The organism is Hydrogenophaga palleronii NBRC 102513 (genome assembly GCF_001571225.1).
Taxonomy (GTDB): domain Bacteria; phylum Pseudomonadota; class Gammaproteobacteria; order Burkholderiales; family Burkholderiaceae_C; genus Hydrogenophaga; species Hydrogenophaga palleronii.
This window is the reverse complement of sequence record NZ_BCTJ01000037.1, coordinates 1-20,550: the sequence shown is the minus strand read 5'-3', so window position 1 is coordinate 20,550 and position 20,550 is coordinate 1. Positions and strand designations below refer to the sequence as shown.

The window sequence follows — 20,550 nt, the reverse complement described above, 5'->3', positions numbered from 1 at the left end:
GATGAGCCGGAGAGTCAACCGTTTGCATTTGATCGCCTGGTCTGGATGAAAAACCCGAACCAGTAGACCTTGAGAACCAACACAAGCCCGACCAGAAGGCCGAGCCAACTCAGGGGAACCACCACCCAGGGAGCAGCGGCCAACATGACCACCGCCAACAGGATCTTGACGCCCTCCCAAAACAGGAAACCGGCAAACGCCGCGTTGGCCTGCGCTGCCCACAAGCGGGACATCGCACTGGAGGTCAGACCGTAGGCCATCAAGGCCGAAGGAACCGCCACCGCCGCTGCGCCATACAGGATGGACCACGCCACCGCAGACGACTGCCACAGCAGCCCACCCACAATGCTCGCCACCAATCCCACCAGCCACTGCACCAGAACCAGCCGCCAGAGCGAGAGCACCGGCTGACCAATCCGCCACTGCTGCGCTTGTTCACGCGTCAGCGGCTTGAAATCCGAATCCTGCACCCCATCTTCTGACTCTGTCAGTGCCGGCGGGATCGAATGGCCTTGCGTCATGTTCGACCTCGCGCGTGACAAACGGACGACAGAATCGCCCGGGTTGCAAAGCCACTCATTATACGTAGAAACCCCAGCGGGGCGTCAACATCTTGTGACGTGCGTGCGGCTGCGCCCGCCCCGGATCACCGCCCGGCCGATAATTCACCTTAACCGACTGGCCCGACACCCCGTGCATGCCGGACGGGGCCGACGACCCGCACCGGGGGCCCGCGTCAGCATGAAGAAATAAACAGCGCCGGGCATCGCATTCATGCGGAGCCACAGGCCCGCATCCAGCGCATCCCCGTTAAATCAAGAACAGAAGGCAATGGCCGCGCAGGCGGCCTGACATTGGAGCTCCCGCATGGACATTTCCCCCGAAATCCCGCCCGAACAATCGCTCATCACCTACCCGAGCGACTTCCCCATCAAGGTCATGGGCGCCAACGTGGACGGCTTCGTGACCGCCATGACGCACGTCGCGCGCGGCTTCGATCCGAACTTCGATGCCGCCACGGTCGAACTGCGCCCCAGCAAGGCCGGCAACTACCTGGGTGTGACACTGACGGTGCACGTGACCAGCCGCGAGCAGCTCGACGAGCTGTACCGCACGCTGACCACCCATCCCATGGTGAAGATCGTGCTGTGATCGTGCGCGCCCTGGGCCGGGTGCCCTATGACAGCACCTACGCGGCCATGCAGTCCTTCACCGCAGAGCGCGACGCCGGCACGCCGGATGAACTCTGGGTGTGCGAGCACCCGCCGGTGTTCACCCAGGGCCTGGCCGGGCGTGAGGACCACCTGCTGGCCCCGGGCGACATTCCGGTGGTAGCCACCAACCGCGGCGGCCAGGTGACCTACCACGGCCCCGGCCAGGTGGTGGCCTACCCCTTGATCGACCTGCAGCGTGCGGGTTATTTCGTCAAGGAGTTCGTCTACCGCGTCGAAGAGGCGGTGATCCGCAGCCTCGACGTGTTCGGTGTCACCGGGCACCGCGTGGCCGGCGCGCCCGGTATCTACGTGCGGCTGGACGACCCGGGCAGCCACGCCCTGCTGCCGCAGCGCCCGCAAAAGCGCCTGCCCGGCGAACCGCTGCCTGCGCCCGACTTCGTGGGACTGGGCAAGATCGCCGCGCTGGGCATCAAGGTCAGCCGCCACTGCACCTACCACGGGGTGGCGCTGAACGTGGCGATGGACCTGCAACCCTTCCAGCGCATCAACCCTTGCGGTTACGCCGGCCTGCAAACGGTCGATCTTTCTACAATCGGGGTCGCCGTTTCATGGGATGAGGCGGCGCAAGTCCTGAGCCAGAAGCTCGCGGCCACGCTCGCCCCCTGACCCAACCCGCGCAACAGCGCCCTCGACATGACCAGTCCCGACACCTCCACGGCTCTCGCCAGCAGCACCGTCCGCGACGCCCAGCCCGCTGCCAGCTACGACGCCACCGCCAAGCAGAAAAGCCAGGCGAAGACGGCGCGCATCCCGATCAAGATCGTGCCGGCCGAGACGCTGAAGAAGCCCGACTGGATCCGCGTCAAGGCCGGCAGCCCGACCACGCGCTTCTACGAGATCAAGGACATCCTGCGCAGCAACAAGCTGGTGACGGTGTGCGAGGAAGCCAGCTGCCCGAACATCGGCGAATGCTTCGGCAAGGGCACGGCCACCTTCATGATCATGGGCGACAAGTGCACGCGGCGCTGCCCGTTCTGCGACGTCGGCCACGGCCGCCCCGACCCGCTGGACGTGGACGAGCCCGCCAACCTGGCCAAGACCATTGCCCAGCTGCGCCTGCAGTACGTGGTGATCACCAGCGTGGACCGCGACGACCTGCGCGACGGCGGTGCCGGCCACTTCGTCGCCTGCATCGAGCAGACCCGCGCGCTCTCGCCGCAGACGCAGATCGAGGTGCTGGTGCCCGACTTCCGCGGCCGCGACGACCGCGCGCTCGACATCCTCAAGGCCGCGCCGCCCGATGTGATGAACCACAACATCGAAACCGTGCCGCGCCTGTACAAGGAGGCGCGCCCGGGCTCCGACTACCAGTTCAGCCTGAACCTGCTGAAGAAGTTCAAGGCCCTGTTCCCGCACGTGCCGACCAAGAGCGGCCTGATGGTCGGCCTGGGCGAAACGGACGAAGAAATTCTCGAGGTCATGCGCGACATGCGCGCGCACAACATCGACATGCTGACCATCGGCCAGTACCTCGCACCCAGCGGCCACCATCTGCCGGTGCGCCGCTACGTGCACCCCGACACCTTCAAGATGTTCGAGGCCGAGGCCTACAAGATGGGCTTCACCCACGCCGCCGTGGGCGCGATGGTGCGCAGCTCGTACCACGCCGACCAGCAGGCGCACGGCGTGTTGAACCCGACGGAGAAATAAGGTGCCTCTCGCGCCGCTCGACCTCCTGAGCGTGCGCGACTACGGTGCCTCGCATGGCAGCCACGACCACGGGCATTTCCAGATCCTGGTCGGCCTGAGCGGTGTGCTCGAACTGGAAGTGGCCGGGCGCGGCCAGCGCATCGGTGCCGGTGACGGTTGTGTGGTGCCACCCGGCGAGCGCCACGACTTTGAAGGCCAGGGCGCCACACGCTGCCTGGTGCTGGACTCACACGACCCGGCCTGGGCACGTGCGCTGACCACCCCGCCACCCGGTGTGCAGGCGCTGGCGCACTACCTGGCCGACGCCGTCACCCGGCAGTTGCCGCGCGCACGGCGCCTGGGGTCCAGCCTGCTGCTCGAAGCCTGGACACCACAAGCCTTCGCCACCAACACGGCGCCGGAACGGCCACGGCGCGAGATCGACTGGGCCGGCCTGCACGGCTGGCTGCAGACGCGCTGGCACCTGCCGCTGAGCGTGGCCGAGCTGGCCGCCCAGGTGCACCTGAGCGCCTCGCAGTTCAGCGCGCGTTGCATCACCGAACAGGGCGAGAGCCCGATGCAATGGCAGCGCCGGCAGCGGTTGGCGCAGGCCCGCGCCTGGCGCGCCAGCGGCCTGAGCGTGGCTGACACCGCGCGCCGCGCCGGCTACCGCTCACCCTCGGCACTCACGGCCGCGCTGCGCCGCGACAGCGCGCGCGACTGAGCCGCGCCCGCAGGCACACCGGCCCCACCAAACCGATCGGCGAGACCGGCGTTGCGCGACGCGGCAGCGGCGGATCGCGACGATGGCCCGGGCTAAGCTCGCCACCATGAGAGACACCCCTCTTCGCCCGCGCCCCGCATGAGCCAGCACAAACTCTGGCTGGGCATCGGCTTCGGCGCCGCTGCCGGCGCCGCCTGGGGCCTGGTGTTCCTGGCCCCCGAACTCGCGCGCGACTTCTCGCCGCTGCAGCTTTCCGCCGCACGTTACCTGGCTTACGGGCTGGTGGCGCTGGCCCTGATTGCGCCGCGCTGGCGCGCGCTCGCGCCCCGGCTGGGCCGCGCCGAATGGCTGGCATTGCTGCGCCTGAGCCTGCTCGGCAACATCGTCTACTACGTGCTGCTGGCCACCGCCGTGCAGCTCGGCGGCGTGGCCATGACCTCGCTGGTGATCGGTTTCCTGCCGGTGGCCGTCACGCTGATCGGCAGCCGCGGCCACGGTGCGTTGCCGCTGCGCCGGCTCGCCCTCACGCTGACGCTCGGCTTGGCCGGCATTCTGTGCGTGGCCTGGCAGGCGCTCGGCGTGCCGTCGGCAGCGCCGGTGGCCACCAGGCTCACCGGCTTTCTCTGCGCAGTCGGTGCGCTGGCCGCCTGGACCACCTACGCGGTGAGCAACAGCCGCTGGCTGCTGCGGCTGGATCACGTGTCTTCGCACGACTGGAGTCTGCTCACCGGCCTGGTCACCGGCGGGCTGGCGCTGCTGCTGGCGGTGCCGGCGTTCATGGGTGGTGCCGGTGAACACACGCCCGCGCAATGGTGGGGCTTCATCGGCGTGGCGGTGAGCATGGCGGTGGTGGCGTCGGTCGTCGGCAACGCGTTCTGGAACCAGGCCAGCCGCCTGCTGCCGCTGACCATGATCGGCCAGATGATCCTGTTCGAAACCCTGTTCGCCCTGCTCTACGGTTTTCTGTGGGAAGCGCGCTGGCCGACCGCGCTGGAGACGCTGGCGATGCTGCTGGTCGGCGCCAGTGTGCTGGCGGGCATCTCGGCGCACCGCCGTTGATTTGAACGCCCCCCTGCGCCGCTGCGCGGCTTCCCCCCTCCGTGGCACGCCTGCGGCCCTTCGAGGGGGGACGGCAGCTTGGGCCGGCGGAGCCGGACCCTTGCTGCCCCTGGTCGAGGCTACTTCATGCGTTCCTGGTCGCGCTCCGTCTCGGTTCAAAACCGATCTGGGGCGCCTCGCTCAGTCGGTCATCAACGCAGCGGGGTCTTCCGCCGCCAGCACACTCTGCGCCCAGGTCTGCAGGCGGGTGGTGTCGCAGCGAAGGATTTGTTGCTTGACGGCCAGGATCTGCGACGGGTGCATGGAGAAGCTGCGCAGCCCCAGGCCGAGCAGGAGGCGCGTGAGTGTCACGTCGCCCGCCATCTCGCCGCACACGCTCACACCCTTGCCGTGCTCGCGGCATTGCGCGATGGTGCCGGCCAGCAGTTGCAGCACCGCCGGGTGCACCGGGTCATACAGGTGGGACACGGCCTCGTCGGCGCGGTCGATCGCCAGCGTGTACTGGATCAGGTCGTTGGTGCCGACAGAGAGGAAATCGAAGTGCCGCAGGAACAGCGGAATGGTCAGCGCCGCGGCGGGCACCTCGATCATGGCGCCGAGCTTGACGTGGCCATAGGACTGGCCGCCGTTGTCCAACTGTTCGCGCGCACGGTTGATCAAGGCCAGGGTCTGGCGGATCTCGCTGGCGTGCGCCAGCATCGGAATCAGCAGGTTCACCGGGCCGTGCGCCGCCGCGCGCAGGATGGCGCGCAACTGCACCAGGAACATCGAAGGTTCGGCCAGGCTCCAGCGGATCGCACGCAGGCCCAGCGCCGGGTTGAGGTAGTCGTCCGCCGGGCGTGAGGCGCCGCGGTCCAGCGGTTTGTCGGCGCCCACGTCCACGGTGCGAATGGTCACCGGCAGGCCCTGCATGCCCTCGACCGCGCGCCGGTAGGCCTGGTATTGCTCTTCTTCATCGGGCAGCTTGCCGCTGCGCCCCATGAACAGGAATTCGCTGCGGAACAGGCCAACACCCACCGCGCCGGCCTTGAGCGCACCCACCGCGTCTTCGGGTTGTTCGATGTTGGCCAGCAGCTCGATCTTCTGCCCGTCCAGCGTCACCGCCGGCGTGTTCTTCAGGCGCGAGAGGCGATCACGCTCGACCTCGCCCTGGCGCTGCTTGAAGCCGTACTCAGCCAACAGGATGGGCGAAGGGTCGACCAGCACCACGCCGGCATCGCCGTCGATGATGACCCAGTCGTCCTGCTGGATCAGGTGGCTGCACGAGCGCGCGCCGACCACCGCCGGAATGTCCATGCTGCGCGCGACGATGGCGGTGTGGCTGGTCTTGCCGCCCACGTCGGTGACGAAGCCGGCGAACACGCTCTGCTTGAACTGCAGCATGTCGGCCGGCGAGAGGTCGTGGGCGATCAGCACCAGCGGCACTTCGCTGTCGGCGCTGGCGCGGCCGTCGGCTCCCGCCGCCACCGGAGAGGCCACGCCGCGCATGAAGCGCAGCATGCGCTCGACCACCTGCTCCAGGTCGGCCTTGCGTTCGCGCAGGTAGGGGTCTTCCATCTCGTCGAACTGGCGCGCGATCACCTCGAGCTGGGTGGTCAGCGCCCATTCGGCGTTGTAGTGGCGGTCGACGATCCAGTGCTTCACGCCACTGGTGAGCTGCTCGTCCTGCAGCAGCATCAGGTGCACGTCGAGCAGGGCGCTGAGTTCGGGGTGGGCGTCGTTCGGCAGGTCCTGCAGGCCTTGCTGCACCTTGAGAATTTCCTCCACCACCGCGTTGCGCGCGTGGCGCAGGCGTTGAATCTCGTTCTCGATCTGGTCGGACGGCACGAAGTAGTGCCCGACGTCCATGCGGCTGGACGCCACCACGACCGCGCGCCCGATGGCGATGCCCCGGGAGACGGCCAAGCCGTGGATGGAGATGGTCATTGCGCCACCCCCGCCGTGAAGGACCGGTGCGTCTGTGCCGCCCCAAGGCCGGTCCAGATCCCTTGGGGGGCCACGTCATGCGCGGCCGTGGAGCGTGAGGGCCCGCGCTTCATTCGCCCTCGCCGAAACGGTCGTTGATCAGCGCCAGCAGCGCGTCCATCGCAGGCTGTTCGTCCGGGCCGCTGGTCTCGATCTCGACCTCGCTGCCCAGCCCCGCGGCCAGCATCATGACGCCCATGATGCTCTTGGCATTGACGCGCCGCTCGCCGCGCGACATCCAGACGTCGCAGACAAAGCCGCCGGCGAGCTTGGTGAGTTTGGCGGAAGCGCGCGCGTGCAGTCCGAGCTTATTGCTGATGGTCGCGGTGGTCTTGATCATGGCTGGTTCGTCTGGCCTGGTTCTGCGGAGCGGTCACCGCCACCTGGATCACACCCTGCGTGGCGCCGATCATGGCGCGCGAGATCAGCGCGTCCAGCGATTCGTGGCGGTACGACACGGTGCGCAACAGCATGGGCAGGTTCACCCCGGTGATGAGTTTGGAATTGATACCGTCAACCAGCTTCTGGGCCACGTTGCACGGGGTGGCGCCGAACACGTCGGCCACCACCAGGGTCTGCGGCAGCTGCATCTGGTGCATCAGCACACGCGCCTGCGCCAGCGATTCTTCCGGCGGCACGTTGGGCTGCACATCGAGCGCGGCCACGGCGTCGGCGCTGTCCGGGAACACGTGCAGCACACACTGGCGCAGTGCGGAGGCCAGCGGCGCGTGTGCCAGGATGAGGATGCCGTTCATGGCCGCAGTTTAGCCCGCCGCCGCCACCGCGCGGCCACGCAGGTAGGCGCGCAGGAAGGCGGCATAAGCCAGCACGCCGCACAAACCGAAGATGCCGATGGCGCCCCGGTAGTGCGCCACTTCGCTGCCGCCGAACAGGGACAGCGCGTCCACCAGCAGGCCGATGCCCCACTGCACCACGAAGACGCCGGAGAAGATCACCAGGTTGTAGGCCGACAGCGCACGCCCGGCGGCCTGCGCCGGCAAGGCCAGCGCCACCGCCGGCTGCGACAGCGAGCACACCGTGCAGCTCATGCAGTACAGCGCCCACAGCGGCCAGCCGGCCCGCGGGCCCAGCAGCACGATGCTGCCCAGCACCAGAAAACTCAGGGGCATGCCCCAGGCGATCAGGCGCTCGGGCCGCCAGCCCAGGTGCGACAGGCGCGGGTTGACCATGCCCCAGAGCCAGAAGGTGCACAGCATGCAGAGGTTGATGCCGAACAGCCCGCCCGCGGCCTGTGCCGGCGTATACCCCGCCACGTACACCATCCAGGGCCCCGCCCACAGCGTCTGCACCGCGATCATGCCGCCGTAGTTGACGAAGCCGACCGACACCATCTGGCGGAAGTAAGGGTGGCGCCAGATGGTGCCGTAGCCCGGCGCGGGCGGCTCGCTCTCTCCGGCCGGCAAAGGCGCCGGCACGTGGCGGCGCCAGCCCGGCACCATGAACCGCAGGCCGACCATGGACAACACGATCAGCCCGCCGAGCAACCAGAACAGGCCGCGCCAGCCGGTCAGCGGCATCAGCCACTGCACCGGCAGGGTGGACGCCAGCATGCCGAAGGAGCCTGTCATCAGCATCCAGGAGTTGGCGCGCATCTGCGCCGCCGGTGTGAACCAGCGGCGAAAGCCGGTGAGCGGCGCCATCAGGCACGCGCTCACGCCCATGCCGATGAGCACACGCGCCACCAGCAGGCCGCTGAAGCTGGTGGCCAGCGCAAACGCCACGCAGCCGACCACCGCCACCGCCAGGAACCACAGCACCACGGTGCGCGGGCCGTGGCGGTCCAGCCAGTTGCCCAGCGGCAGCTGGGTCAGCGCAAAACCGAAGAAGTACCCACCGGCCAGCAGGCCGAGGTGGCCGGCGTTGAGCGACATCTCTTCGCTCAGCGTGGGCGAGAGCGTGGCCGTGATGGCGCGCAGCAGGGCGGAGAAAAAGTAGGCCAGCGCAAAGCTCAGGAACACGATGACGGCGGCACGTGCCGCCAGCACCTCGCCGTGCGGAGCCGGGGGTGTCGGCGTGCCGGGCGGCATGCGCACCGGCCCGGGTCGCTGCGTTGTGCTCATGGCAGCTTGATGCCTTCGAAGAAGGTCGCGGCCAGCTCGTCGCTCACGGCCGGGCCGTACACCGCCGCCTGCACCACCTGCGTGCCGCGCGCCAGTTGCACGGCGCGCATCTGCACCGGCTGGCCGGTCGGGCCGGTGCCCTGCGCGCGCAGGCCTTGCACCTGCGCAGCGCCGGCCACCGTCGCATCAAAGGTGTTGTCCGGGTCGTCGGCGCGTGCCGGGTCCACCCGCACCGCCACCAGCGAGGCGCGGCGCCAGCCGGCCAGCGCGGCGGGCACGCGGGCCGCATCACCGAGCTCGGCCCAGGCCAGGGCGAAGGTCAGGCCGCCGGCCTCACAGCTGTGCATGTGCAGCTCCACCGGCGCACCACCGTCCAGCGGCGCCGGCCGGGTGGCGCTCTCCGGTTTGCAGGGCATCAGCGCCTGCACGGCCGCGCCTTCGGGCCGCAGCGCGCGCCAGTTGAAGGTCGGGCTGCAGGCCACAAGCAGCAGCGTGGTGGCACTCAAGAATGCCAGCGCGCGCAGGCGGTGGCACGGCGTGCAGCCGAAGAAAGGAACAGACATGGGGTTCCAGCCAGAGGGGCCACTGCCGGGACACCGCAGCGGGGCGGCCTCGCGCACAATGGCAACATGAATGCTCTGGATGGTATCCGCATACTTGATCTGTCGCGCGTGCTGGCCGGCCCGTGGTGCACGCAGACCCTGGCCGATCTTGGTGCCGATGTGGTCAAGGTCGAGCGCCCTTCGCGCGCCGGCCACCCGGGTGGCGACGACACACGCGGCTGGGGCCCGCCCTTTCTGCGCGGGCACGACGGTGCCGACACCGCCGAAGCCGCCTACTACCTGGGCGCCAACCGCAACAAGCGCTCCATCACCTGCGACATCGCCACGCCCGAAGGCCAGGCGCTGATCCGCGAACTGGTGGCGCGCGCCGACGTGTTCGTGGAGAACTACAAGGTCGGCGACATGGCGCGCTACGGACTGGACTGGGACACGCTGCGCGCGATCAACCCGCGCCTGGTGTACTGCTCGATCACCGGCTTCGGCCAGACCGGGCCGTACAAGGAGCGCGCGGGTTACGACTTTGCGATCCAGGCCATGGGTGGCCTGATGAGCGTGACCGGCGAGCGCGACGACCAAGCCGGCGGCGGCCCGCAGAAGGTGGGTGTGGCGGTGGCCGACCTGTTCACCGGCCTGTACGCCACCGTCGCCATCCAGGCCGCGCTGCGCCACGCCGAACGCACCGGCGAAGGTCAGCACATCGACATGGCCCTGCTCGACACGCAGGTGGCGATGCTGGCCAACCTGGGCGCCAACTACCTGGTGCGCGGCCGCGAGGACGGCAAGGTGCCGGGCCGCGCCGGCAATGCACACGCCAACATCGTGCCCTACCAGGCCTTCGAGGTCGCGCCCGACGCCCAGGGCCAGGCGCAGCACATCATCCTGGCGGTCGGCAACGACGGCCAGTTCGCCAAGTTCTGCGCCGTCGCCGGCACGCCCGAGCTGGCCAGCGATGCGCGTTTCGCCCAGAACCAGAACCGGGTGCGCCACCGCGAGGTGCTGGTGCCGCTGCTGGCCGCGGTGCTCAAGACACGCAGCAAGGCCGACTGGCTGGGCGCACTCGAAGCAGCCAAGGTGCCCTGCGGCCCGATCAACAGCCTGGACGAGGTGTTTGCCGACGAGCACCTGCAATCGCGCGGCATGGTGCACCGCTGGACGTCGCACCCGCTGGCCGCGCAGGTCGACTTGGTGGCCAGCCCGCTCAAGCTCAGCGCCACCCCGGTGCGCAGCGACCTGCCACCACCCCTGCTGGGCCAGCACACGGCCGAGGTGCTGAACGACTGGCTGGACTGCCCGCCCGAGCGCCTGGCCGAACTCCAGCGCAGCGGCGCGGTCTGACCTCCACGCCCCTCCGACACCGAACCGACATGAACCAGATTGCCCCGCCGCCCGCCGCCCTGCCCACCCCGACCTCGTTGCGCGGCGCCACCCAGGCCGCCGCCGCGCGCGGCGAACCGCTGGTGGTGATGACCACCCTCACCGGCTGCCCCTACTGCGCCATCGTGCGCAACAGCTACCTGCTGCCGATGCGCCGCGACGGCCTGCTGGTGGCGGTGCAGCTCGACGTGATGGACCGCACCGGCAACGTGCAGGGCTTTGACGGCCAACTCAGCACGCCTGCCGATCTGGCGCGGGCCTGGAAGGCGCGCTTCACACCCACCGTGTTGTTCTTCGGCCCCGATGGCCGCGAACTGGCGGAGCGCCTGGTGGGCATTGCCGTGCCCGACTTCTACGGCGAGTATCTGGAGGCCCGCCTACGCGAAGCGCGGCAGGCACTCAAGGGCGACAAGCCTCGCTGAACGAGCCCGCGCTCACTTCCGCACCGGATTCGCCATTTACTTGATGGCGCCAAAGACCTTCTGCAGGATGGCGCTGCCGGTGCCGACCGGGTCCTGGCGGATCTTGCGCTCCTCTTCCCCGATGATGGTGTAGAGCCCATCGAGCGACTTGCCGGTGACATAGCGCTGGATGTTGGCGTCCTCGCCTTTCACCAGACCGATGCCGGCGGCCTTGCCCGCCACCTTGTTGTAAGTCTTGGCCAGGCCAACCTTTTCGGTCGCCTGCGTCACGATGGGCAGGAACTTCTCGCCCAAGGGCGAGCGTGTCTTGTCGGCGAAGAACTGGGTCACCGAGTTCTCGCCACCGGTCAGGATGTTCTTGGCGTCGGTCACGCTCATGGACTTGACCGCGTTCACCAGCACATCGCGCCCCATCGGCACGGCGGCTTCGGCCGCGCGGTTCATGCTGGTGACGAGCTCGTCGACCCGTTTGCCCTGGCCGGTCAGCTTGAGCAGCTTGGACGCGTCTTCGAGAAAACCGGGCAAGGGAATCCGAACTTTTGGATTGCCGAGGAATCCATCGGTCTTGCCCAACAAGGCAACCGCGGCCACCGCGCCCTTTTCCAGCGCCACCTTGATGCCTTGGCTGGCATCGGCCTGGGACAGGTCGCCCAGGCTCAAAGCCCTGGCGTGCTGCTGGGCGGTCAGGATCAGCAGGCCGATCATCGCGGTGGACTGGGTAAACTGGCGGCGCTGCATGGCGGTTCCTCCGGGAAACAGGCTGTTCAATGAATGAATGACGAGGGGCAATGTAGCCCCCGGGAAGTGAAAACACAATGACGGATCTCAGCCCTTCGGGCCTGCACCGCCGGCGCGCACTGCGCGCGGCCGCCGCGCTCGGCGCCATCGGCGCACTGGGCCTGGCCACCACCGGCTGCAGCGGCCGCGACCCCGCACCCGACTCGACCTTCGTGCTGCTCGACGGCAACAAGTTCACCACCGCCGAGCTCAAGGGCAAGGTCACGCTGGTGAATTTCTGGGCCACCACCTGCGTCACCTGCGTGAAGGAAATGCCCTCCATCGTGGCGACCTACCAGAAGTACCAGGACAAGGGCTTCGAGACGCTGGCCGTGGCGATGGAATACGACCCGCCGGCCTGGGTGCTCAACTTCGCACAAACGCGCCAGTTGCCCTTCAAGGTGGCGATCGACAACACCGGCGACGTGGCCAAGCAGTGGGGCGACGTCAAGCTCACGCCTACCACCTACCTGGTGGATAAACAAGGCCGCATCGTCAAGCGTTATGTGGGCGAGCCCGATTTCCCGGCCCTGCACCGTCTGATCGAAGAGCTGCTGGCACAGCAGGCCTGACCGCTCCGCGCAAGTTGGCCTCTGCAGGCCCACAAAAAAAGCCGGGACATGCCCGGCTTTTTTGCGCGCGTTCCGGGCCGTTGTGCCCGGGTTGGCGTGCTCAGTTCTTGCGGTAGGCGTCGTGGCAGGCCTTGCAGGTCTGGCCGACTGCGCCGAAGGCGGTCTTCACGCTGTCCAGGTTGCCGGTCTTGGCGGCCGCGTTCAGCTGGGCCGTGGCGGCCTGCAGCTTGTCGGCGCCTTCCTTGAACTTGGCCTGCTCGGTCCAGATGGCCGGCAGCGCGCGCGTGTCGCCCTTGTCGGTGCCGGCGCCAAAGGCTTCCCAGGGCAGCTTGCTCATGGTTTCCACGATGGCAGCGCTTTCGGCGGCGACCTTGGCGTCGAACGGTGCGCGGCCATTGGCCATGGCGCCGATGCGGCCGAAGTGGCTGGCCATCACGGTGAAGCTGGCCTTGCGGTACTTCACCGCGTCTTCCGGCTTCTGGAACTGCGCCATGGCGGGCGCGGAGAGGGCTGCGGCGGCCAGGGCCAGCGCGAGTGAGGCAGCAATTTTCATGTGCGTGTTTGAAGTGGTTGTGGGGCGTGGCGTGGCTCGGTGAGCCACCCGCTGAGGAGTGTAGGGGCTGCTGCAAAGTTCCTTCGGAACCCTTTTCAGGTATACCGGCTCCATCTCGTCGTATCCATCCAACCCAAGCTCCACGTTCACCTCACCATGCACACCGTCCGCGTCTGGGATCTGCCCACCCGTCTCTTCCACTGGCTGCTCGCCGCCAGCGTCATCGGCCTCATCGTCACCGGCAGCATCGGTGGCAACTGGATGAACTGGCACCTGCGCCTGGGTTATGCGGTGCTCACGCTGCTGCTGTTCCGGCTGGTCTGGGGTTTTGTCGGCGGGCGCTGGTCGCGCTTCGGCAGCTTCATCTACGCGCCCTCTTCGCTGGTGGCCTATCTGCAGGGCCGCGGCCGGCCCGAGCACCAGGTGGGCCACAGCCCGCTGGGCGCGCTGTCGGTGTTTGCACTGCTGCTGATCCTGGCGGCCCAGGTCGGCAGCGGCCTGCTGAGCGACGACGAAATTTCCTTCTTCGGCCCGCTCACGCGCTTCGTTTCGGGCGAGACCGTGGCGGCCGCCACCGCGTACCACAAGGACATCGGCAAGCTGCTGATCTTCGCGCTCGTCGGCCTGCACCTGGTGGCGATCGCCTATTACAAGTGGGTCAGGAAGCAGGGGCTGGTCAAACCCATGGTGCTCGGCGACAAGCACCTGCCGGTGGCCGTTCCCGCGGCGCGCGACAGCGCCGGCTCGCGCGCATTGGCGCTGATCGTGCTGGCACTGAGCGCGCTGGTAGTGCGCTGGGTGGTGGGGCTGGGCGGCGCACCGTCCTTCTGACGCCCACCTGGGCCGGGGCCGTGCTGTCGTATAGTGGCCCCCCGACCACAGCCAGGCCACGCGGCCCGTCTCCGCCACCATGAACGCTTCCACAGCCGCCGAGATCTCCCTGAGACCGGCCCTGTTCCCCGACGATGTGTCCACCGTGCGCGGCCTGTTCCTGGACTACCAGGCCAACATCGGGATCGACCTCGGCTTCCAGGGTTTTGAAGCCGAACTGGCCGAACTGCCCGGCGTGTATGCCGCCCCCGCCGGCAGCCTGGTGCTGGCTTTTGTGGACGGCGAGCCGGCCGGCTGCTGCGCCATGCGCCCGCTCTACAACACCGACCACCTCAACGCCTGCGAAATGAAGCGCCTGTTCGTGCGCCCGGCGTTCCGCGGCTTCGGCCTCGGCCGGCAGCTGGTTGACCGGGTGCTGAGCGAAGCCCATCTGGCCGGCTACACCACCATGCTGCTCGACACCCTGAGTGACATGGAAACCGCGCGCGCGCTGTACCAGGAAGCGGGTTTCGTGGAGGTCCCGCCCTACTATCACAACCCGATTGCCGGGGCCCACTACCTCAAGGTCGAGCTCTAGCTGGGCGTTTCCTTCGTCCAAAGAAAAAGCCGCACGGTGTCACCACCGGCGGCTTTTGTTTTTTTGCAGCCGCCGGAGCGGCACCGCACTCAGCCCTTGGCCTGGGCCAGCAGCGTGTCGGCGTCGCTGACCTCGAACTTGCCCGGGCCTTCGACGTTGAGCGACTGCACCACGCCGTCCTTGACCAGCATCGAGTAGCGGTTGCTGCGCAGGCCCATGCCGCGGGCCGTGAGGTCCAGCGTGAGGCCGGTGGCCTTGGCGAAGTCGGCGCTGCCGTCGGCCAGCATGCGCACCTTGTCGGCCGTCTTCTGGTCACGTGCCCAGGCGCCCATGACGAAGGCGTCGTTCACGCTCAGGCACCAGATCTCGTCCACGCCCGCGGCCTTGAAGTCGGCAGCGTGCTGCACATAACCCGGCACGTGTTTGGCCGAGCAAGTCGGCGTGAACGCACCGGGCAGTGCGAACACGGCAATGGTCTTGCCGGCCGAGGCCTTGAGCACGTCCACCGGGTTCGGGCCGATGCTGCAGCCATTGCCTTCGACTTCCACGTATTCCATCAGCGTGGCCGCCGGGATCTTGTCACCCACTTTGATCATCTTGTGCTCCTGTTGGTACCGGCCCTCGGGCCGTGGCAAAGGCCTGCGAAAAAGCAGGCCCGGAAAAAGAAAAAGCGACCGAATTGTCGGTCGCTTTTGCATTCTGCGCTGCGAACAGCGCAAAGGGAGATCACACCAGCGCGGCCTTTTGCACCAGGCGGGTGGCAACCCAGTTCTTGGTCTTGGACAGCGGACGGCTTTCGGTGATCTCGATCACGTCGCCCGTCTTGTACTCGCCCTTTTCGTCGTGCGCGTGGTACTTGCTCGACTTCGCCACGATCTTGTCGTAGAGCTCGTGCTTCACACGGCGCTCGACCAGGACCGTCACGGTCTTGGCGCGCTTGTCGCTGACCACCTTGCCAACCAAGGTGCGCTTGAGGGATGTTTTAGCTTCCGTCATGGTCACTCCTTATTTGGCAGCGGCGTCGGCACGCTGCTTCTCGGCCAGGATGGTCTTGGCACGAGCGATCGCACGGCGGGTATCACCCAGCACGGCGTTGTTGTTGAGTTGTTGCGTGGCTTTTTGCATGCGCAGACCGAAGTGGGCCTTTTGCAGGGCTTTCACTTCGGCTTCGAGGCCGGCCACATCCTTTTGGCGCAGTTCAGAGGTATTCATCTTGTGTTCTCCTGAATCACTGGCCCAGCATGCGCGTCACGAACGTGGTGCGCAGCGGAAGTTTGGCGGCGGCCAGCGTGAACGCTTCACGCGCCAGCTGTTCGGGCACACCCACGATCTCGTAGAGCACCTTGCCGGGCTGGATCTCAGCCACGTAGTACTCGACCGAGCCCTTGCCGTTGCCCATACGGACTTCGGCAGGCTTGTTCGAGATCGGCTTGTCCGGGAACACGCGGATCCAGATACGGCCGCCACGCTTCACGTGACGGGAGATCGCACGACGTGCGGCCTCGATCTGGCGTGCCGTCAGGCGACCGCGGTCGGTCGACTTCAGGCCGAAGTCGCCGAACGCGACGGTGGCGCCACTGGTGGCAACGCCGGTATTGCGGCCTTTTTGTTCTTTACGGAACTTGCGGCGAGCAGGTTGCAACATGTTTATTCTCCTTTGCCGTCCGCAGCTGCAGATGCGGGCGCGGCGTCTTTGCGAACGCGCTTAACGGCGGGTTTGGTTTCGGTGCCAGCGGTGGCTTCGGCAGGCTTGTCGCTGCCATCGGCCGGGGCGGCATTGGCGCCAGGGCGACGCACTGCGGCGCGGGCAGGAGGACCTGCCGGACGCTCGCGGCGCGGACCACGCGGACGACGCTCTTCTTCCACACGCGGCTCGGCAGCCACGGGTGCATCGTTGCGGCCCAGGGTGTCGCCCTTGTAGACCCACACCTTGACACCGATGATGCCGTAGGTGGTGCGGGCTTCGGACGTGCCGTAGTCGATGTCGGCGCGCAGCGTGTGAAGTGGCACGCGACCTTCGCGGTACCACTCGCAACGTGCGATTTCGATGCCGTTCAGACGGCCCGACGACATGATCTTGATGCCTTGTGCGCCCAGGCGCATCGCATTCTGCATGGCGCGCTTCATGGCGCGGCGGAACATGATGCGCTTTTCGAGCTGCTGCGTGATGCTGTCGGCGATCAGCTTGGCATCGATTTCGGGCTTGCGCACTTCTTCGATGTTGACCGCAACGGGCACGCCCAACTTGGCGGCCAGTTCTTTCTTCAGCTTCTCGATGTCTTCGCCCTTCTTGCCGATCACCACGCCCGGACGTGCCGAGTAAATGGTGATGCGTGCGTTCTTGGCGGGACGCTCGATCACGACGCGCGAAACGGCGGCGTTCTTCAGCTTGCCCTTGAGGTACTCACGCACCTTGATGTCTTCGGCCAGCATGCCCGCGAAATCGCGGTTGCTGGCGTACCAACGGCTGGCCCAGTTGCGGGAAACTGCGAGGCGGAACCCGGTAGGGTTGATTTTCTGTCCCATATTCCTGTGACCTCTTCAGTTGCCAACCGTCACGTAGATGTGACACGTGGGTTTGCTGATGCGGTTGCCGCGGCCTTTGGCGCGGGCCGAGAAGCGCTTGAGCGTGGTGCCTTGTTCGACGTAGATGGTCGTGACCTTCAGTTCGTCGATGTCGGCGCCATCGTTGTGTTCAGCGTTGGCGATGGCGGACTCCAGGGCCTTCTTGACGATGCCGGCAGCTTTTTTCTGCGTGAACGTCAGGATGTTGAGCGCCTGGTCGACCTTCTTGCCACGAATCAGGTCGGCAACCAGTCGGCCTTTGTCGACCGAGAGGCGAACGCCTCGAACGATAGAGCGGGTTTCCATGGTTTGTCCTTACTTCTTCGCTTTTTTGTCGGCCGGGTGGCCTTTGAACGTGCGCGTCAGCGAAAACTCGCCGAGCTTGTGTCCCACCATCTGATCGGTGATGTACACGGGCACGTGCTGCTTGCCGTTGTGCACGGCGATGGTCAGGCCGATGAAATCGGGCAGGACCATCGAGCGGCGCGACCAGGTCTTGACGGGCTTTTTGTCCTTGGTGGCTTGGGCTTTTTCAACCTTGGCCAGCAAGTGATGGTCGACAAACGGACCTTTTTTGAGTGAGCGAGTCATGTTGTCAACCCTTTACTTCTTGCGACGCGAGACGATCATCGACTGCGTGCGGCGGTTGTTGCGGGTGCGATAGCCCTTGGTCAGGTTGCCCCACGGATCCACCGGAGCGCGGCCTTCGCCGGTCTTGCCTTCACCACCACCGTGCGGGTGATCGATCGGGTTCATAGCGGTACCGCGAACGGTCGGGCGGATGCCCATGTGGCGTTTCACACCGGCCTTGCCCAACTGGCGCAGGCTGTGTTCCTGGTTGGACACTTCGCCGATGGTGGCGCGGCAATCCACGTGGACCTTGCGCACTTCGCCGGAGCGCATGCGCACCTGGGCGTAGATGCCTTCACGGGCCAGCAACACGGCCGAGGCGCCGGCGGAACGGGCGATTTGCGCGCCCTTACCGACCTGCAGCTCGATGCAGTGGATGGTCGAACCGACCGGGATGTTGCGGATCGGCAGGGTGTTGCCCACGCGGATCGGCGACTCCGAGCCGGACAGCAGGGTCGCGCCCACTTCAACGCCACGCGGGGCGATGATGTAGCGGCGCTCGCCGTCGGCGTAGCACAGCAGCGCAATGTGCGCCGTGCGGTTCGGGTCGTACTCGATGCGCTCGACCTTTGCCGGGATGCCATCCTTGTTGCGACGGAAGTCGACAACGCGGTAGTGGTGCTTGTGACCACCGCCCTTGTGGCGGGTGGTGATGTGACCGTTGTTGTTGCGGCCGGCCTTCTGGAACTGGGGTTCCAGCAGCGGTGCAAAACCTTCACCCTTATGCAGGTGGTCACGCGTGACCTTCACCATGCCGCGACGGCCTGGCGAGGTCGGTTTCATCTTGATGACTGCCATGATTAAGCGCCCTCTCCACCAAAGTTGAGCTCTTGACCCGGCATGAGCGTCACATAGGCCTTGCGGACGTGGTCGCGGCGACCGACCGTCTTGCCAAAGCGCTTGGACTTGCCCTTCTGGTTGAGCACGGAAACGCCCTTGACCTGCACCTTGAACATCAGTTCAACGGCGGCCTTGATTTCGGGCTTGGAGGCATCGCGCAACACCTTGAACATCACGGCGTTGGTTTGCTCGGCGACCTGGGTGGCTTTCTCGGACACGATCGGTGCCACGAGGACCTGCATCAGGCGGCCTTCGTCGTATTTTGTGACGCTCATGCGAACATCTCCTTGAGCTGGTCGATCGCCGCCTTGGTGACGATGACCTTCTTATAATGCACCAGCGACAGCGGATCGGCGTAACGCGGCTCGACCACCAGCACGTTGGGCAGGTTGCGCGAAGCCAGGTACAGGTTCTCGTCGACTTCTTCAGCGATCACCAGTACGGATTGCAGATTCATCGCCTTGAATTTGTCGGCCAGCTGCTTGGTCTTGGGCGAGTCCACCTTCATGGAATCGACCACGGCCAGACGGCCCTCACGCACCAGCTGCGAGAAGATGGACGCCATGCCGGCGCGGTACATCTTCTTGTTGAGCTTCTGGGTGAAGTTCTCGTCAGGGCTGTTCGGGAAAATGCGACCGCCCCCACGCCACAGCGGCGAGGACGTCATACCGGCGCGTGCGCGGCCAGTGCCCTTTTGCTTGAACGGCTTCTTGGTCGAGTGCTTGACCATCTGACGGTCTTTTTGTGCACGCGTGCCTTGACGGGCGTTCGCCTGGTAAGCCACCACGAGTTGGTGGATCAGGGCTTCGTTGTAGTCGCGACCAAACACGGTCTCGGGCACGTCCACGTTGGACGAGGCCTGGCCTTGGTCGTTCAGGAGTTCAACTTGCATCAGTTTGCTCCCTTGCCGGATTGGGCCTTGATGGCGGGACGCACGGTCACGAAACCGCCGTTGGAGCCGGGGACGGCACCGCGGATCATGAGCAGCTGACGGGCTTCGTCCACGCGCACGATGTCGAGGTTCTGGATGGTCTTGGTCACATCGCCAAGGTGCCCGGTCATCTTTTTGCCCGGGAACACGCGGCCAGGATCCTGAGCCATGGAGATGGAGCCCGGCACGTTGTGCGAACGGCTGTTACCGTGCGACGCGCGCTGCGAGCTGAAGTTGTGGCGCTTGATGGTGCCGGCGAAGCCTTTACCGATCGAGGTACCTTGCACGTCCACCTTCTGACCCGCCGCGAAGAGCGCGTTGGGGGCAACCACGGCACCGGCTTGGTACTGGGCAGCAACGTCGGAGGCGACGCGGAATTCCTGGATGATTTCACCGGCTTCGACACCGGCCTTGGCCAGGTGGCCCGCTTCGGGCTTGGTCACGCGGGAAGCGCGACGGACACCGAACGTGACCTGCAGCGCATCGTAGCCGTCGTTGGCCAGGGTTTTGACTTGTGTCACTCGGTTGTTCGACACATCGACCACCGTGACAGGCACTGCGTCCCCGTCATCGGTGAACAGACGCATCATGCCCACCTTGCGACCCAACAACCCGAGGGAGTTGCTAAGACTCATTGTTTTCTCCGTTCCCGACTTCAATTGGCCGGGGCTGATGGTGCGAAACCGGGGTTTCGCGCTAAGGGGCCGCCAATCACGAGGATCAATCGGCACCACGAAATCTCCGGCCAGAAGCCGGAAAGCCCGCCAGTATACCCGGCGGGCTTTTTCTCCGCAAGCCTTACCGGGCGATCACCCGGCAAAGCGATGCGACAAGCAGGCTTATTGCAGCTTGATTTCCACGTCCACGCCGGCCGGCAGGTCGAGCTTCATCAGCGCATCGACCGTCTTGTCGGTCGGATCGACGATGTCCATCAGACGCTGGTGGGTGCGGATCTCGAGCTGGTCACGGCTGGTCTTGTTGACGTGCGGCGAACGCAGGATATCGAAGCGCTTCATGCGGGTCGGCAGGGGCACGGGACCCTTGACGATCGCGCCGGTGCGCTTGGCGGTGTCCACGATCTCGGCAGCCGAGCTGTCGATCAGCTTGTAGTCAAAAGCCTTGAGGCGGATGCGGATCTTTTGTTTGGTCGACATGATGGCCGCTCCTTACGCGATGATCTTGGCAACCACGCCGGCGCCGACGGTGCGACCGCCTTCGCGAA

Annotated in this window: 30 protein-coding genes; 10 read left to right on the top strand and 20 right to left on the bottom strand. The window is 66.4% G+C overall.

Annotation, left to right across the window (positions count from 1 at the left end; all coding sequences use genetic code 11):
• Positions 1 to 14 precede the first annotated feature (14 nt).
• Positions 15 to 521 (bottom strand): ATP synthase subunit I, encoded by a 507-nt coding sequence (locus HPA01S_RS18930; RefSeq protein WP_084360825.1) that lies wholly within the window; start codon positions 519 to 521, stop codon positions 15 to 17.
• A gap of 346 nt (positions 522 to 867) precedes the next feature.
• Here HPA01S_RS18930 and HPA01S_RS18925 point away from each other — a divergent pair, with 346 nt between their 5' ends.
• The 5 genes from HPA01S_RS18925 to HPA01S_RS18905 all read left to right on the top strand — a co-directional run bounded on the left by HPA01S_RS18925 (position 868) and on the right by HPA01S_RS18905 (position 4,647).
• The gene (locus HPA01S_RS18925; RefSeq protein ID WP_066272389.1) at positions 868 to 1,152 is read left to right on the top strand and encodes a DUF493 family protein; all 285 of its coding nucleotides are present in this window, start codon (positions 868 to 870) and stop codon (positions 1,150 to 1,152) included.
• A complete protein-coding gene (gene lipB, locus HPA01S_RS18920) occupies positions 1,149 to 1,841 on the top strand; it encodes a lipoyl(octanoyl) transferase LipB (RefSeq protein WP_066272387.1) in 693 nt (230 codons plus the stop codon). The genes HPA01S_RS18925 and lipB overlap by 4 nt, the downstream gene beginning before the upstream one ends.
• A 27-nt stretch (positions 1,842 to 1,868) precedes the next feature.
• Entirely contained in the window at positions 1,869 to 2,885 is a 1,017-nt protein-coding gene (lipA, locus tag HPA01S_RS18915) for a lipoyl synthase (RefSeq protein WP_066272385.1), read from the top strand.
• A gap of 1 nt (position 2,886) precedes the next feature.
• Positions 2,887 to 3,588, top strand: coding sequence for an AraC family transcriptional regulator (locus HPA01S_RS18910; protein ID WP_066272383.1), 702 nt, complete (start codon positions 2,887 to 2,889; stop codon positions 3,586 to 3,588).
• 138 nt (positions 3,589 to 3,726) lie between these two features.
• Positions 3,727 to 4,647: a DMT family transporter gene (locus HPA01S_RS18905; RefSeq protein WP_066272381.1), complete on the top strand. Its 921-nt coding sequence runs from the start codon at positions 3,727 to 3,729 to the stop codon at positions 4,645 to 4,647.
• A gap of 180 nt (positions 4,648 to 4,827) precedes the next feature.
• Here HPA01S_RS18905 and ptsP read toward each other — a convergent pair whose 3' ends face one another.
• From ptsP to HPA01S_RS18880, 5 genes are all read right to left on the bottom strand, one after another.
• Positions 4,828 to 6,573 (bottom strand): phosphoenolpyruvate--protein phosphotransferase, encoded by a 1,746-nt coding sequence (gene ptsP, locus HPA01S_RS18900; protein WP_066272380.1) that lies wholly within the window; start codon positions 6,571 to 6,573, stop codon positions 4,828 to 4,830.
• Positions 6,574 to 6,682: 109 nt separating this feature from the next.
• Positions 6,683 to 6,952: an HPr family phosphocarrier protein gene (locus HPA01S_RS18895; protein ID WP_066272378.1), complete on the bottom strand. Its 270-nt coding sequence runs from the start codon at positions 6,950 to 6,952 to the stop codon at positions 6,683 to 6,685.
• Entirely contained in the window at positions 6,921 to 7,367 is a 447-nt protein-coding gene (locus tag HPA01S_RS18890; protein WP_066272376.1) for a PTS sugar transporter subunit IIA, read from the bottom strand. Before HPA01S_RS18890 ends, HPA01S_RS18895 begins: the two co-directional genes overlap by 32 nt.
• Before the next feature lie 9 nt (positions 7,368 to 7,376).
• Positions 7,377 to 8,660 (bottom strand): MFS transporter, encoded by a 1,284-nt coding sequence (locus tag HPA01S_RS18885; protein ID WP_066272375.1) that lies wholly within the window; start codon positions 8,658 to 8,660, stop codon positions 7,377 to 7,379.
• A gap of 29 nt (positions 8,661 to 8,689) precedes the next feature.
• A complete protein-coding gene (locus HPA01S_RS18880) occupies positions 8,690 to 9,256 on the bottom strand; it encodes a hypothetical protein (protein WP_066272372.1) in 567 nt (188 codons plus the stop codon).
• Positions 9,257 to 9,322: 66 nt separating this feature from the next.
• Between HPA01S_RS18880 and HPA01S_RS18875 the strand changes: the two genes are divergently transcribed.
• A complete protein-coding gene (locus HPA01S_RS18875; protein WP_066272370.1) occupies positions 9,323 to 10,591 on the top strand; it encodes a CaiB/BaiF CoA transferase family protein in 1,269 nt (422 codons plus the stop codon).
• 29 nt (positions 10,592 to 10,620) lie between these two features.
• Positions 10,621 to 11,052: a thioredoxin fold domain-containing protein gene (locus HPA01S_RS18870; protein ID WP_157085092.1), complete on the top strand. Its 432-nt coding sequence runs from the start codon at positions 10,621 to 10,623 to the stop codon at positions 11,050 to 11,052.
• Positions 11,053 to 11,088: 36 nt separating this feature from the next.
• Here HPA01S_RS18870 and HPA01S_RS18865 read toward each other — a convergent pair whose 3' ends face one another.
• On the bottom strand, positions 11,089 to 11,790 hold the full coding sequence (locus HPA01S_RS18865; protein WP_066272367.1) for a DUF4197 domain-containing protein: 702 nt from the start codon (positions 11,788 to 11,790) through the stop codon (positions 11,089 to 11,091).
• 77 nt (positions 11,791 to 11,867) lie between these two features.
• Here HPA01S_RS18865 and HPA01S_RS18860 point away from each other — a divergent pair, with 77 nt between their 5' ends.
• A complete protein-coding gene (locus tag HPA01S_RS18860) occupies positions 11,868 to 12,401 on the top strand; it encodes a TlpA family protein disulfide reductase (RefSeq protein WP_066272366.1) in 534 nt (177 codons plus the stop codon).
• A gap of 100 nt (positions 12,402 to 12,501) precedes the next feature.
• On the opposite strand, the gene HPA01S_RS18855 is transcribed toward HPA01S_RS18860, so the two are convergent.
• The gene (locus HPA01S_RS18855; RefSeq protein WP_066272365.1) at positions 12,502 to 12,954 is read right to left on the bottom strand and encodes a c-type cytochrome; all 453 of its coding nucleotides are present in this window, start codon (positions 12,952 to 12,954) and stop codon (positions 12,502 to 12,504) included.
• A 156-nt stretch (positions 12,955 to 13,110) separates the two neighbouring features.
• On the opposite strand from HPA01S_RS18855, the gene HPA01S_RS18850 reads away from it, so the two are divergent.
• A complete protein-coding gene (locus tag HPA01S_RS18850) occupies positions 13,111 to 13,785 on the top strand; it encodes a cytochrome b/b6 domain-containing protein (protein ID WP_066272364.1) in 675 nt (224 codons plus the stop codon).
• Positions 13,786 to 13,864: 79 nt separating this feature from the next.
• A complete protein-coding gene (locus HPA01S_RS18845) occupies positions 13,865 to 14,362 on the top strand; it encodes a GNAT family N-acetyltransferase (RefSeq protein WP_066272362.1) in 498 nt (165 codons plus the stop codon).
• Between the two features lie 89 nt (positions 14,363 to 14,451).
• On the opposite strand, the gene HPA01S_RS18840 is transcribed toward HPA01S_RS18845, so the two are convergent.
• The 12 genes from HPA01S_RS18840 to rpsJ form a co-directional block, all read right to left on the bottom strand.
• Positions 14,452 to 14,958, bottom strand: coding sequence for a peroxiredoxin (locus HPA01S_RS18840; protein WP_066272361.1), 507 nt, complete (start codon positions 14,956 to 14,958; stop codon positions 14,452 to 14,454).
• Positions 14,959 to 15,088: 130 nt separating this feature from the next.
• The gene (rpsQ, locus tag HPA01S_RS18835) at positions 15,089 to 15,358 is read right to left on the bottom strand and encodes a 30S ribosomal protein S17 (RefSeq protein ID WP_066272358.1); all 270 of its coding nucleotides are present in this window, start codon (positions 15,356 to 15,358) and stop codon (positions 15,089 to 15,091) included.
• A 9-nt stretch (positions 15,359 to 15,367) separates the two neighbouring features.
• Entirely contained in the window at positions 15,368 to 15,574 is a 207-nt protein-coding gene (gene rpmC / locus HPA01S_RS18830) for a 50S ribosomal protein L29 (RefSeq protein ID WP_066272356.1), read from the bottom strand.
• A gap of 16 nt (positions 15,575 to 15,590) precedes the next feature.
• Positions 15,591 to 16,007: a 50S ribosomal protein L16 gene (rplP, locus tag HPA01S_RS18825; protein WP_066272355.1), complete on the bottom strand. Its 417-nt coding sequence runs from the start codon at positions 16,005 to 16,007 to the stop codon at positions 15,591 to 15,593.
• A 2-nt stretch (positions 16,008 to 16,009) separates the two neighbouring features.
• A complete protein-coding gene (gene rpsC / locus HPA01S_RS18820) occupies positions 16,010 to 16,888 on the bottom strand; it encodes a 30S ribosomal protein S3 (RefSeq protein WP_066272354.1) in 879 nt (292 codons plus the stop codon).
• Positions 16,889 to 16,903: 15 nt separating this feature from the next.
• Positions 16,904 to 17,233 carry a 50S ribosomal protein L22 gene (gene rplV, locus HPA01S_RS18815; RefSeq protein ID WP_066272353.1) on the bottom strand — a complete coding sequence of 110 codons (330 nt, stop codon included), beginning with the start codon at positions 17,231 to 17,233 and terminating at the stop codon, positions 16,904 to 16,906.
• 9 nt (positions 17,234 to 17,242) lie between these two features.
• A complete protein-coding gene (gene rpsS / locus HPA01S_RS18810; RefSeq protein ID WP_066272351.1) occupies positions 17,243 to 17,518 on the bottom strand; it encodes a 30S ribosomal protein S19 in 276 nt (91 codons plus the stop codon).
• A gap of 12 nt (positions 17,519 to 17,530) precedes the next feature.
• Positions 17,531 to 18,355: a 50S ribosomal protein L2 gene (gene rplB, locus HPA01S_RS18805; RefSeq protein WP_066272349.1), complete on the bottom strand. Its 825-nt coding sequence runs from the start codon at positions 18,353 to 18,355 to the stop codon at positions 17,531 to 17,533.
• Positions 18,356 to 18,357: 2 nt separating this feature from the next.
• Positions 18,358 to 18,672 (bottom strand): 50S ribosomal protein L23, encoded by a 315-nt coding sequence (gene rplW / locus HPA01S_RS18800; protein ID WP_066272347.1) that lies wholly within the window; start codon positions 18,670 to 18,672, stop codon positions 18,358 to 18,360.
• On the bottom strand, positions 18,669 to 19,289 hold the full coding sequence (gene rplD, locus HPA01S_RS18795; RefSeq protein ID WP_066272345.1) for a 50S ribosomal protein L4: 621 nt from the start codon (positions 19,287 to 19,289) through the stop codon (positions 18,669 to 18,671). The genes rplW and rplD overlap by 4 nt, the downstream gene beginning before the upstream one ends.
• A complete protein-coding gene (gene rplC, locus HPA01S_RS18790) occupies positions 19,289 to 19,963 on the bottom strand; it encodes a 50S ribosomal protein L3 (protein WP_066272344.1) in 675 nt (224 codons plus the stop codon). The genes rplD and rplC overlap by 1 nt, the downstream gene beginning before the upstream one ends.
• 204 nt (positions 19,964 to 20,167) lie before the next feature.
• Positions 20,168 to 20,482: a 30S ribosomal protein S10 gene (rpsJ, locus tag HPA01S_RS18785; RefSeq protein ID WP_056266806.1), complete on the bottom strand. Its 315-nt coding sequence runs from the start codon at positions 20,480 to 20,482 to the stop codon at positions 20,168 to 20,170.
• Between the last annotated feature and the right edge of the window lie 68 nt (positions 20,483 to 20,550).